Raw genomic sequence first — 12,727 nt, 5'->3', positions numbered from 1 at the left:
TTTTTAAATATATTGAAGGTTGGTATAACAGAAAAAGGCTACACTCTTCTATTAATTACATGACTCCAGATCAATGTGAATTATTAGCTAGAAGTGCAGCATAAAAAAGTTTGACTTTTTGTGTCCAAAATATTGACATAAGACCACTTTGTTTATTGTATATAGGAAATCTAAGCATTCCCGTCTTATTTTTATCGTATGATTTCCAACCTTCAATCTTTGCCATTATAGAAGCTATCTCATAGTTTTCATTATTAGTTCTTGTTAAGGTTAATCGATGATTTTAGATTTTCAATAATGGAGACATTGGAATTTAAATACAACTCTTGTTAAGGTTAATCGCTATTTATCTATACTATACAAACTTCTGCCGGAATTATTTAAATACAACTCTTGTTAAGGTTAATCGCTTCGTCCTGTATAACGTTAGCAAATACATTACAAATTTAAATACAACTCTTGTTAAGGTTAATCTAGACACCTTTAGTGTTACGCCATCTATATCGCTTTATTTAAATACAACTCTTGTTAAGGTTAATCTCGCTTCCCCTACGTCTGTAGCGTCCTTGCCTAGCGATTTAAATACAACTCTTGTTAAGGTTAATCTCATTTATTTTTCCCAACTTTGCTTTTAATATCGCTATTTAAATACAACTCTTGTTAAGGTTAATCCATATCTTTGGTTTTAAATCCAATTGAAAATAGCATTTAAATACAACTCTTGTTAAGGTTAATCAAACTGTATTTTTATTTAATCTATTGTTTAAATTTATTTAAATACAACTCTTGTTAAGGTTAATCGCATTTGATACGCTAGACACACCAACAGTTTGACTATTTAAATACAACTCTTGTTAAGGTTAATCTTCCAGTAAAACCAGAAAGTGCAACAGTTATCATATTTAAATACAACTCTTGTTAAGGTTAATCCAAAGTAAAATACCTACTTATAACTTTACCAATACTGCTAAGTGCTTACAACTACTACTTATACAAAATTTTTACCAACCGTTAATTACTTTTTACATTAGTGATTAATTATTACTGTAAAGCTAGAATTACTCCTAGTTAATAACATATTTTTATAATGTTCCACTTGGTAAAATTATTTCTTTAGATACTTTATATTATTAAATCCTCACCTGTTACAATTGATTTTCCACCAAATACTTCTTCATCAAATACATTATCATTTAGAAGTTTAATTATACATATGAAATCTTCATTTTTATCGGTAACTCTATCTAAATCTTTTTTCAATCTTATTAATTTAGAAGGTGTCATTTCTCCTCTAAAAACCGATTTTTGAAAATGTGATAAATATTTTTTACATACTTTAAAAACTTTATTTACTCTTTCTTCTTTTACATCATAAAATACAAAAGCATAATTATAATTTACTTTTTTAGACATTACATTCCCTCCTTAATACTGAAAGGAATAAATTCTTTATCTTCCAATATCCATTTTATTAATTTATAGCAATCAAGCTTTATCGCCGTCCTATAGCTAATATTTCGTTTTAATTTTGGATGCTTAAATACAGATTCTAATCTTCCCTCAAAAGCTTCTATAAATATTTTTCTACCTTCTTCGTTCAACAAACAATAGTTAACCTTCTTTTCAAAGTGTTTATCTACTTGAATTTTTCTATTATTAATTAAATCAAATATTGTTTTATAAACTATTACAGGTTTAAAAACTTCACTTATATCTAAACTTAATGAAAATCTTCCTTCTGATGGTTCATGTAGAAAACTTATTCTTTGATCTAGATGTGTTCGATATATAGATGAGATTGTCTTAGTATATAGCAACGTATTTCCAAAGGATATCATTGCATTTATAGGGTTATCTGGTGGTCTTTTCACCCTCTTATTCATTATAAAATCTTCAGGTAAAAATAATTTAAAATCTGAATAAAATCTCTGCCATACCTCACCTTCAACAGACATTAATTGATTAATATTTTCACTCTTTTCCACAGCTAATAAAAACTCTTTCCTTATCCAATCTATTGTTTCCTTTACTTCTTTCTTATTATGTTTATAATAATGATAAAGAACTTCACTTATATTTATTCCTATCCCTCTTACTATTGCTTTTGCAGCATATAATCTATCTTCATCAAATTTCCTAACTTGTTTTACCAATAATTTCCCGCTATTATATTGATTTCTTGGATAATATGTTCCACTATATCCCTGGTGATAATTAAAAAAATGTACTACTATATTATTGCTAGCTAAAAAATCTAGTAATTTCGTATTTATACTTACTTCATTTAAACAATATATTTCCTTTGTATTTTCAATTGGTATATAAACATTTTTACCATTCTTTCTGAAGCATAAAGAATTATCTTTTCTTGTTAACTCCCCCATAGATGTTATATATCTAGTACTCCCCATATCTCCTCCTTAAATATAGCAATATTCATAATAAGCACATTTCTTACATTTTGCTGAATTTAATACTTTTGGAACTTTACCACCTGTCAGCAATTTGTCTATATCTTCAATATAATTCAATAACTCTCTCTCTATTTCATTTGTTAATTCAAAATATAATATCTTATTATCGCTTTTATTTTTTTCAATACATTCTAATTTACCTCTTCTTACAATCCCTTTATCCTTTAATACCTTTAAATAATATAATAACTGCCATTTCGCAGCTTCTACATCAGCATCAGATTTTTTTACTTCAGTTAAATATTCTTTAGTTAACTTATCTATTTTTATGTTGTCTATAGATATCTCAGAATTTTCACTTGTAGCTTTCTCTTCATGCATAGCTTTACCTATCTTTACAATTTCACTATTATCTTCTAGATTCAATCTATTACCATGTAAATAACATTGCCTTCTACAATGAAAATAGTAATTTATTAATGTACCATTAACTTTCATTCCACCAAATCTCCTAAATCATTTTTTGTACATGCCTCTTATCTATAATGATTTCCACGAAATTGCATATATAATCACCTTATTAAAATAAATTAGAGCCAATAAAACTATTGATTTTATTGGCTCTAATTTATATTTATTCTCAAATACTATTAACATAAAATATCTAAATTAAAAATGCTGCATAAAGTGGAACTGACTTGATTCCATTTTCAAAGCCAAAGTTTTTAGCAGATACTCTTATTGCATATTTAGGCTGATATTTTTTTATAAACTGTTGTAAACTCTTTGCTCTTACATGTTCTGCTGCTTTTACTTCTATAGGTATTATGTTTCCATCTTTATCTTGAATTAAAAAATCTACTTCTGCACTTCCTTTAGATTCCCAATAATAAGGTATATATCCATTAGCATTCAACGTAAAGCATACATAATTTTCAGTTAATGCACCTTTAAAATCATTAAACACTACTCCTTCTGACAAAACAGCATTGGCCGGTATTCCAAATTTAGAGCAAAGTAATCCTGTGTCAGTCATATATACTTTAAATGAATTAAAGTCACTATATGCTGATAAAGGTAATTTTCCTTCATTACATTTTATACATTTTAATATTACTCCAGAAGATTTTAACCATTCTACAGGTGTTTCATACTCATGAGCTCTAGCTCCTGATTTTATAACCTTGTATTGAAATTTTTTATTTTCCTTAGCTAATTGAGCTGGAATACTATTAAATGTAGCCATTATTCTAGTGGTTTCATTTGGTGTTGCATATTTAGCCATATCTGCAACATATGAATCATTTATACCTTTCTGAGTTGCCAGAACAAAATCAAAATCCTTCTTTTCAATATACTCCTTAACTACAGCAGGCATTCCACCTATTACTAAGTACTCTCTATATATATCCATAGCCTTATTATGCAAAGATAATTCTGTATCATTATTAAAACATTCTTTTATAATATTAATTAAATCTTTTTCATTCATAGCCATTAAAAACTCTTCAAAATCAAGCGGATATAAAGTTTTTAAATCAACTTTTCCTACTGGAAATGAATACTGCTCTCTATTCACAGCAACTCCAAGTAAACTTCCAGCAGCAATTATATGATATTCATTTGCATTTTCATTAAAATATTTTAATGACGTCAATGCTCTTTCACATGCCTGTATTTCATCAAAAAATATTAAAGTTTTCTCTTTAAATATACTTTTTCCAGCATTAATAGAAAGCTCTCTTACTATTCTTTCAGGATCTAAATCTCTTTCAAATATTTTTATTAGTTCTCTATTATTTTCAAAGTTAAAATATACTACTGAATCATAATACTCTTTTCCAAAGGTTAATGCAGAATACGTCTTTCCAACCTGCCTTGCCCCTTGTAAAATTAAAGGCTTTCTATTAGAACTATTCTTCCAATTTATTAACCATTTTAAAATTTTACGTTCCATTTAATGTTACCTCACAACACTTTTTATAACTTAATTTTACGCTCTATCTACATTTTTATCAACTTATTCTTATTATATACATATATACTTTCTTTAAATACATTTATTCTTAATTTATATCTATTTAGATACAACTCTTGTTATTGTTAATTACTCACCGACAAAGGGATATAATAAATATATAAGGGATTTAAATACAACTATTGTTATTGTTAATCGATTGTTACTTTAGAGCATGCAGATTGTCAATTTACATTTAAATACAACTCTTGTTATTGTTAATCCGATCCTAAAGAATACGAATTCAATATGTTTAAAACATTTAAATACAACTCTTGTTATTGTTAATCTCCACCTCTTATCCTAATGTTACCTCAATCATTTTATTTAAATACAACTCTTGTTATTGTTAATCTTTACTTCTATAAAATCAACTGTTTCATTATTAACATTTAAATACAACTCTTGTTATTGTTAATCCCTGAGTGTTAATTACAGTAGCATTCTTTTTATTTATTTAAATACAACTCTTGTTATTGTTAATCCAAAATACTTTTCTAGTGTTATACTTCTTTCTCTTATTTAAATACAACTCTTGTTATTGTTAATCTGTTGAACCTGTACTGAATATTATTCAAATAGGAAAATTTAAATGCAACTCTTGTTATTGTTAATCTTCCCCATTTAATAAATTGTGAACTACTAACATCCATTTAAATACAACTCTTGTTATTGTTAATCCTAATGAGTACGCTAACAGCCTATATACATTTATGAAAATTTAAATACAACTCTTGTTATTGTTAATCATAAATTCAAAGAACATAGGCTGGTTATAAATATCATTTAAATACAACTCTTGTTATTGTTAATCGATAAAATGCTTTTATGGTGCGACTATGTTAATACATTTAAATACAACTCTTGTTATTGTTAATCCAACTGTAAAATTATTTACGTTAATCCAACGAGTAATTTAAATACAACTCTTGTTATTGTTAATCCATAGAAAATTCAAAGTTTCTATATATTTTAATCAACTTAGCTTATTGCTATATCTAGCATCTTTAATTTTTTACCAAGCAGCAATCAATATTTAAAAACTTAAGTTTTTTTATTCTAAACTCTATACAAATCCTAATATCTACCCTCATAACTATATAATTTCACTTGGTAAATATCTATATAAAATCCCCTATTCCAGTTATTAATTTTTCTTTATCTACCTTGCCATCTTTGAAGTAACTTTCACCATCTTCAAGATAATAAAGATCTCCAACAATCTCATTTGGCATTATATTGTTATTTTTTTGTACCTCATATATAAAGTTATTCATCTTAGCCCTAACATCTGATAGTTTCACTTCTTTTTCTGAATATTTCATTTTATTATCTCTTAATAACTCTATATACTGATTCCATATATCTTTACCATCTAAAACCTCTCCATTTTCTAATGGAATTTCTCTTGCAAGATAAACTGACTGTCTTTCCATAGTATCATCAATTAATTTCATTTTTTCTGCTACCTGTGAAAACTTTAGACCACCTACATCTTCTTTAAAAAATCTTTCAGTATTTAGATTTTCTCTTGTTGAATCATTATAGTTTTCTTTTAATCCTATAAGTATCTTCTCATAATACTTATTAAAATTTTTCGATATTAATATCTCTTTAACCCACTCATTTATAAGCGAATATTTTTTCTCTGCTCTAAAATCCCCTCTATAAATACTTTCTGCCTCATCTAAATTAAAGAAATATACTATTCCTTTATCTAGACATGAACGATTTATTCTACCCATAAATTGTTCATCACCATCTAATTTAGAAATATCCTTATACCCTATATCCATATCAATATCTACTCCAGCTTCAATAACTTGAGTTGCAACTAGTATTACTCCATTATGATTTAAATCCTTATCTTTTACTTCTTTTAATATTTTTGCTCTATCTATTGAGTTATCATCACCTGTAAGTAAAAGCACCTTAGCTTCTAAATTTCTATCTAGTAATTCTTTATAAAATTCATATGCAGTTTTTTTCTTTATAAATTCCATTAAGATTTTCTTTTTACTTTTACTCTGAATCGTTACATGCTCTAAAAGTTCTTCTCTCTCCTTATCTATAAGATTATAATTCACCTCTACCCTATTTTTAAAAAGTGGATTAGTAAAATATTTTTCTCTATTTTCTATTAAATTTACTGTTTGACCTTTTATTTCAGTTAATAAATCTAAATTAGGTAATGTTGCTGACATTATAATTACTTTTATATTTAATAACTTTGAAAATACTTTTAAAAATGATATTATCTCTGTCCATATTTCTAGCTTATAGCTTTGAATTTCATCTAATACAATTACACTATTGGCAAGTTGATGAAATGAAAATATCGATTTTTTATCATTATTAAACATTGTATTAAATATCCCAACATGAGTTATTAAAATAAATGGATAATTTAAAAACTGCCTATTTAATAATGCTTCATCATATTTTTTAAATTCTTCTTCATCTAAGATATTATCCTCCTTTAATTCTTCCATCTTTATAGCTGTAACAGAATTGATAACAGCTATCTTATTTAAAACTTCTTTTTTATCTCCAAAAATTTTACTTAAATTAGCTTGATTTTGCTCTACCAAAGTATTAAATGGTGAAACATAATATATCTTTTTTAAGCTATTATTATTTTCTATTAACTTAAAGCTTAAATTAGTAGAAATATTACTCTTCCCTCCACCGGTTGGGGCTTCTAGATAAAATATTTCTCCATCTTTATTTTCATTTAAAATTTTTTCTGCATCTAAAAACATCTCTGTCCTTAATACGTTTATATTTTTTTCATCTGAAAAGTCTTCTCTTTTACCATAACTATCTTGTTCATATCTTCTTATGCTCTTATAAATTTTTGTATCTTTATAAACATCATAAAACTCATTTATGGCTGATATTTCTCCAAAATCATATACAATTACTCCACTCATAAATTCAGATGTTGAGTAAAAGTCACAGGCTAAAAGTATGGAAAATACTAATCGTCCATAAGTATATAGATATATTGAATCTTCTTTATCTAGTTTTTTTAAATATTTTAATGCAGCGTCTCCTATATTCCATGCTTTAGTACTATTTAAAGAAAACTCCTTACACAATACATCTTTGTAAGATTCGTTTAATACTGATATAGCTTTATTAGCATCACCATAATCTTCTCCATCTTTATTAAAGCTAGCTATAAATTTTTCAAATTGACTTAAATCACCATGATGTTTTGATATTAAATAAGCGTTCAAGTATAAAAGTGTCCTTAGCATTTTTTTGCTTTTGCCTTGTAAACTTTCTACTTCATCTAAAAAATAATCAATATAAATTACTGATGAAATTATTGAATGTTTACTTTTTATGTTCTTAAAATTATCTGTTTCAAAAAGTTCGTTATCCATTTTATCTTTTTGGAATATGGGGTTTATTTTACCTACATCATGAAAGTTAACTATATTCACCAATAATTTTCTAAATAATTCTTTTCCTTCTATACTTACAGTTCTTAAAAATTTTTCTTCAAAATTTTTTAGTATACTATCTAAATTTTTTGCATCATAAATCTTAAAGAAATATTTATTAGATAAATCTATATGATTTATTAATTTTTCATACTCATATTTATTTCCTACTGATTTTTTATGAGCATAAAAGTTATATTTACTATTTACTATTTCGCTGAAATCTATAATTTCTCTCTTATCTAAATATTCCATATATCACCTCATATAATGTAAGGAGGGTTAACCCCTCCTTAGAAAAATGCTATATTTTTATTACCTACAGTATAAATTTCATCTGTATTTATATCGTCAATTTCCATATTGGTATATATAAATGTTTCATATTCATACATATTAGTTTTTTCATTAAGTCTTATAGGTAAATTTTCTTTGTACTTATATGGCATATAATTCATATCAGCTACACTATCACCAAAATTCACATAAGATTTAGGACATAAAGAATCTATACTTTCTATTTCATCAGCAGCTTTTTCTGATTCATATATCTCTATTTCATCTATATTAGCTATATGGTCGTTTTTGCCTAAGTACGGTATAAATATACTTTTATAATTTGTTATATAATCGCAAATTTTTTCAGTATCTTTTGAGTCTACCAAGACATATATATTCCAAGAGGGTTTTTCAAGCCACTGCTCTTTTACTATTAAATTACAAGGCCTTTCATCCTTATCTTTATTATAATATCCAATTGAATTATTAAATACCTGAACCTTCTTATAGAAATCTCCTCTTGAGCCTTCTTCAGGTTCTATGGCAACTTTTATATCTTTTAGCTTTTCATAAAATTCAGGATATTTATCAGTTTTACTCATTTGGTTATAGCCTTTATATCCTACTATCGCTCCTAATATTCCAAGCAAAGCCACTTTATGAATATTTGAATAAGTAAAATATAAATAAGTATTTACATCTGGCTTTTTAAAGAAAGCATTATCTCCATATAATCTAAATTTTAGAACCTTCATATCTTATACCTCTGTTTGTGTAAATATATCTAAAAGCTTAGCTCCTTCAATATCTGATTCAATTTCTGTTGTATATGGATTATAATAAACTTCAATACTTTTAATTTTATTACCTAACTTACCTAAAAGCTCTCCACATTTAATTTCTATAACATCCTTATCTACACCTTTTTCAAAATTAATATATTGAGAAAGGTTAGGTAAATATAAGTCTTGTTCTGTTTCTACGAATAATGCAAATTCATTTTCACAGCCTATCTTGGCATTAGTTGCATATGATGTAGCTGATACCAAAGCAGCATTCTTAAACTTCTTATAATCATCTTCAGTATAACCTTCAGTTACTCCTAGCTCCTTATATTCTTTATATGCTAATGGATTTATTGAAAATGGATAGAAATAATGAGCTTCTGTACTTACAATCTTTGTTCCAAGAGTTGAATTTTTCGCTTCTTCTGCATCTTCGTCTTTCTTTTGCTTCTTCTCTAAGTCTTTTCCATCTCTAAATGGCGATAATATTTGCTGCTCATCTGCTGCTGTATCTTCATACTTATTTAATCCTTGCCCTATTTGTACAGCCCCTGTAATTGATATATTATTTCCTTCTTCAGCAAATGTTGCACCAAAGTTTTTTACATCTATAGAGTTAAATAAATTTTTTAATACTTCTGCTGTATCTTTTGTCTTCTTTAAATCTTCTACCGAAAATATTTGTTCATATCTTTCTTTTAAAGTTCTTGGTACTAATATTGATTCTACCGTGCCTTTTTTCTTATCTTCCTTTTGGCTTAATTTCATAGATTTTATATAAAGAACTTTTTCTCCATTCTCATCCCACATCTTTTTCATAGGATATTTTAAAGCTTTATCACTTCCAAAAACCTCTCCATTAGATGTTGTTTTTGGATATCCTGTAAAATCAGCATTCCAGTTAGCCATCTTTGATGATATTCCAATTACTCCATATACTCTCTTATTCATTACCTTGAACCTCCATATTCTCAATTATCTCATCTTCATTACTTTCATAAATTAAACTACTGTGCAGAAATCCTGCCATAATCATATCTTGATTTACCTTATTTTCAGGTGTATAAGATAAAACCATAGCATATAAATTTCTAAACCTTGGTGAATATAATTTAGGATCATAGCTATACTTTTTATATAACTTGCTTAAGTTATTTTTTATTACTTCATTATTATTTGTATTAATAAATGGCCTTACTAAATGGTATGGTCTCTTAAGACCTTTACTCTTTGATATAAAATAACTTACTAATTGACCTATTGCAAAATAGTATTCATTATCTTCAGAAATGCTTTCAGTAACTTTTTCAGCATTTACCTTATTTCTTAAATTATCTTTCACATCCTTGATTATATCTGCCATACTCTTTCCTCCCTCAAAATATCCTTTAAATGCACATCTTAAATTAAACTGTTTGCTCGCTTTTTGTATATAGCCATTTTCTATTGACCCTTTTACTAAACTTACAGATACCTTACCTAATAAATATCCTATTTCATTTGATTTTTTATTTTCCTTTAATCCATCCTTATATAACCAATTAAAAATAGCTTCTCTTGATATCAATAAATTTTTCTTTTGATTATTATCTTTTATTGATATATCTCCAGCATCAGTAAAATAATTGTTTATTAAGAATTTTGAAAAGAATATATTATCAAGTATTTTTTGAATATCTACTTTCTTTCTAAATGATCCATATTCAAAACCATCATCTGCTGACTCCTTTACCCCTAATACGTTTTCAAATACTAATTCTTTATTTAAAACATCAGAATATCCAACTATCTTATCATAGTTTTGAATTTCTAATTCCATTCCTTTTTTTATTCTAAAGAAACTACCAGTAAATCCTTGGTCTGGAAGCTCTCCATTCTTCTTAGGATCAATTTCTTCATCATCAATGTACACATTAAGTTTTCCTTCTGCCGTGAAATTCATTAGATAATCAAAAAACTTTTTTTGTAATAAAACTTCATTACTATCAATGAGGTAAGGAACTTTTACCTTTCTAGTCTTATTTTCTAAATAAGGTTTTTTTGAATTTAATCCCATATTATCATTAGGTAATCCATATAAAACGTTATCAATTTTCTCATTATAATCATTTTTATTATAGATATTAGGAATTATATATCTTTTATTTTCTCTTTGATAATCTTCTATTGGATATTCAAAAAATATTTTTAAATAATCTTTACCTGGATATTCACTTCCTAAGTCAAAAATATTTTCTTTTATCCATTCCTTTATCTTATTAAGTAACTCAATATTTACTTCACCAATTTCTTCTTCGACTTCTTTATATATCTCTTTAGGTTTTCCTGACTTATATTTTAGATATGGATTAGCTAATATCTCATAATATCCATCTATTATTTCATTAGTAAGCTTTTTATCTTTATCATTTGCTGTAGGAAACTTATCTTTCTTTATAAAAAATGATAAATAATTATTACTGTGTATTATCTTTTTACCGTCAATTGGCTTATTCATTGTAATTAGAGTACTGTTGTAATCATATATTCTTATATCCTTTAACTTAACTTCTGACAAATTAAGTTTTCTATTTTTTTTATCAAATTTAACTTTTATAGGTTCATCTTTAATATAAAATTCATCTTTATCAGTTCCTATTATCAGATAAGTTCCATCTGCAGGAGTATAATTATCTAATATGAGTTTATCTCCATGTTTATCTAGTTGCTCTTTAAAAACTTCTAAACTTTCCTTTAACAATATTTCACCTCCCTATAACCACCTAAATCCTATAAATCCAGCTCCCCTAGAATTATTCTCACCTAAACCTGTTCCCAAAGCTATATAGGCTATAGTTTGAGATATTTCATCATCTGCAATATTCAGTTGAATCTTATCGCCTAGTAACTTAATATTTTTATAGTTAACTGCTATTGGCTTATTATTTTTAAACTCAAATCTTGTGTAAAACTCAAAATCTTCATCTATCTTATCACCAGTAAAGCTATTATATTTTTTTATCAAGTTAGTCTTAATCCTATTTTCAAATTCATCTAAGCTAATATTTCCTTTCCAATAGCCAGTACTATCTTTAATAACTATCGGAGTAATTGAAAATACCTTATCTATATGCTTTCTACTTATGATTTTAATATCAGTCTTTAACACTTTAATAAATTTAGTTGAAGTATTAGCTAAATTTTTAATAAGATATTTTGCTAAATCTTCATCTATAGTTCTTATTTGAAATGTATATATATTGTCTTCTTTATAAATTCCATCAGTTTCTAATGGATAAAATCCATTATTACAATAATTTTTGTAACAATTTTTATTATGAAACTCTAAAAACTCTTCATTTCTGCTTAGAGTTGAATCTATAACTTCTGATATAGCTTGAAACATATTATTTTTATCTATATTTTTTAACAGATAATTCTTAACCGAAATCTCATAAACTCTAAATTCCATATAAATTTACACCTCCTTCTATATTTTACCACATTAATGTTTATTTTTACCATTTATGTTCAGAATATTTTGTCTATTAATTTTTATAGTTTTACTTATTATGAATTAATTCTAATCCTCTTAAGCACTAAGCTTTCTAATTCAGAAAACAAGTGGAATGAGTTATTGAATAAACTACTTTAAAACTCCTAAGTGTATGTACGTGTACGCATATTTACTAGTATCATATATTTTTTAATTCATATATAATTCTCATTCCACTCATTCCAAACGGCTATAAACTAGTAATATCATTTGTTTACATAGGAATGATAACTGGAATAACCGTA

Annotated in this window: 9 protein-coding genes and 2 CRISPR repeat arrays; all 9 genes read right to left on the bottom strand. The window is 26.2% G+C overall.

Going from position 1 to position 12,727, the window contains the following annotated elements; genetic code table 11:
• Window positions 1-311: 311 nt before the first annotated feature.
• A CRISPR array of direct repeats spans window positions 312-930; the repeat unit is 30 nt; unit sequence ATTTAAATACAACTCTTGTTAAGGTTAATC.
• Window positions 931-1,122: 192 nt separating this feature from the next.
• Entirely contained in the window at window positions 1,123-1,413 is a 291-nt protein-coding gene (gene cas2, locus ARA56_RS14875; protein ID WP_055268091.1) for a CRISPR-associated endonuclease Cas2, read from the bottom strand.
• Window positions 1,413-2,411, bottom strand: coding sequence for a type I-B CRISPR-associated endonuclease Cas1b (gene cas1b, locus ARA56_RS14870; RefSeq protein WP_055268089.1), 999 nt, complete (start codon window positions 2,409-2,411; stop codon window positions 1,413-1,415). Before cas1b ends, cas2 begins: the two co-directional genes overlap by 1 nt.
• A gap of 9 nt (window positions 2,412-2,420) precedes the next feature.
• Complete coding sequence (gene cas4 / locus ARA56_RS14865; protein WP_055268087.1) at window positions 2,421-2,912, bottom strand: CRISPR-associated protein Cas4; 492 nt, start codon at window positions 2,910-2,912, stop codon at window positions 2,421-2,423.
• Between the two features lie 166 nt (window positions 2,913-3,078).
• Window positions 3,079-4,371 (bottom strand): ATP-binding protein, encoded by a 1,293-nt coding sequence (locus ARA56_RS14860; protein ID WP_055268085.1) that lies wholly within the window; start codon window positions 4,369-4,371, stop codon window positions 3,079-3,081.
• Window positions 4,372-4,493: 122 nt separating this feature from the next.
• A CRISPR array of direct repeats spans window positions 4,494-5,375; the repeat unit is 30 nt; unit sequence ATTTAAATACAACTCTTGTTATTGTTAATC.
• A gap of 177 nt (window positions 5,376-5,552) precedes the next feature.
• Window positions 5,553-8,138, bottom strand: a complete 2,586-nt coding sequence (locus ARA56_RS14855) for a CRISPR-associated helicase/endonuclease Cas3 (RefSeq protein WP_055268083.1) — start codon at window positions 8,136-8,138, stop codon at window positions 5,553-5,555.
• Window positions 8,139-8,176: 38 nt separating this feature from the next.
• Complete coding sequence (cas5b, locus tag ARA56_RS14850) at window positions 8,177-8,917, bottom strand: type I-B CRISPR-associated protein Cas5b (protein WP_055268081.1); 741 nt, start codon at window positions 8,915-8,917, stop codon at window positions 8,177-8,179.
• A gap of 3 nt (window positions 8,918-8,920) precedes the next feature.
• Window positions 8,921-9,898 carry a type I CRISPR-associated protein Cas7 gene (locus tag ARA56_RS14845; protein WP_055268079.1) on the bottom strand — a complete coding sequence of 326 codons (978 nt, stop codon included), beginning with the start codon at window positions 9,896-9,898 and terminating at the stop codon, window positions 8,921-8,923.
• On the bottom strand, window positions 9,891-11,687 hold the full coding sequence (locus tag ARA56_RS14840) for a hypothetical protein (protein ID WP_055268077.1): 1,797 nt from the start codon (window positions 11,685-11,687) through the stop codon (window positions 9,891-9,893). Before ARA56_RS14840 ends, ARA56_RS14845 begins: the two co-directional genes overlap by 8 nt.
• Window positions 11,688-11,699: 12 nt before the next feature.
• Complete coding sequence (gene cas6, locus ARA56_RS14835) at window positions 11,700-12,398, bottom strand: CRISPR-associated endoribonuclease Cas6 (protein ID WP_055268075.1); 699 nt, start codon at window positions 12,396-12,398, stop codon at window positions 11,700-11,702.
• Between the last annotated feature and the right edge of the window lie 329 nt (window positions 12,399-12,727).

This window comes from Clostridium disporicum (assembly GCF_001405015.1).
Taxonomy (GTDB): Bacteria; Bacillota; Clostridia; order Clostridiales; family Clostridiaceae; genus Clostridium; species Clostridium disporicum_B.
The sequence above is the reverse complement of the archived record's forward strand: the minus strand, read 5'-3'. Positions and strand labels throughout refer to the sequence as shown.

Coding starts and splice junctions, on each gene's coding strand:
- cas2 (WP_055268091.1), bottom strand. CDS start 1,413: ATGTCTAAAAAAGTAAATTATAATTATGCTTTTGTATTTTATGATGTA.
- cas1b (WP_055268089.1), bottom strand. CDS start 2,411: ATGGGGAGTACTAGATATATAACATCTATGGGGGAGTTAACAAGAAAA.
- cas4 (WP_055268087.1), bottom strand. CDS start 2,912: ATGAAAGTTAATGGTACATTAATAAATTACTATTTTCATTGTAGAAGG.
- ARA56_RS14860 (WP_055268085.1), bottom strand. CDS start 4,371: ATGGAACGTAAAATTTTAAAATGGTTAATAAATTGGAAGAATAGTTCT.
- ARA56_RS14855 (WP_055268083.1), bottom strand. CDS start 8,138: ATGGAATATTTAGATAAGAGAGAAATTATAGATTTCAGCGAAATAGTA.
- cas5b (WP_055268081.1), bottom strand. CDS start 8,917: ATGAAGGTTCTAAAATTTAGATTATATGGAGATAATGCTTTCTTTAAA.
- ARA56_RS14845 (WP_055268079.1), bottom strand. CDS start 9,898: ATGAATAAGAGAGTATATGGAGTAATTGGAATATCATCAAAGATGGCT.
- cas6 (WP_055268075.1), bottom strand. CDS start 12,398: ATGGAATTTAGAGTTTATGAGATTTCGGTTAAGAATTATCTGTTAAAA.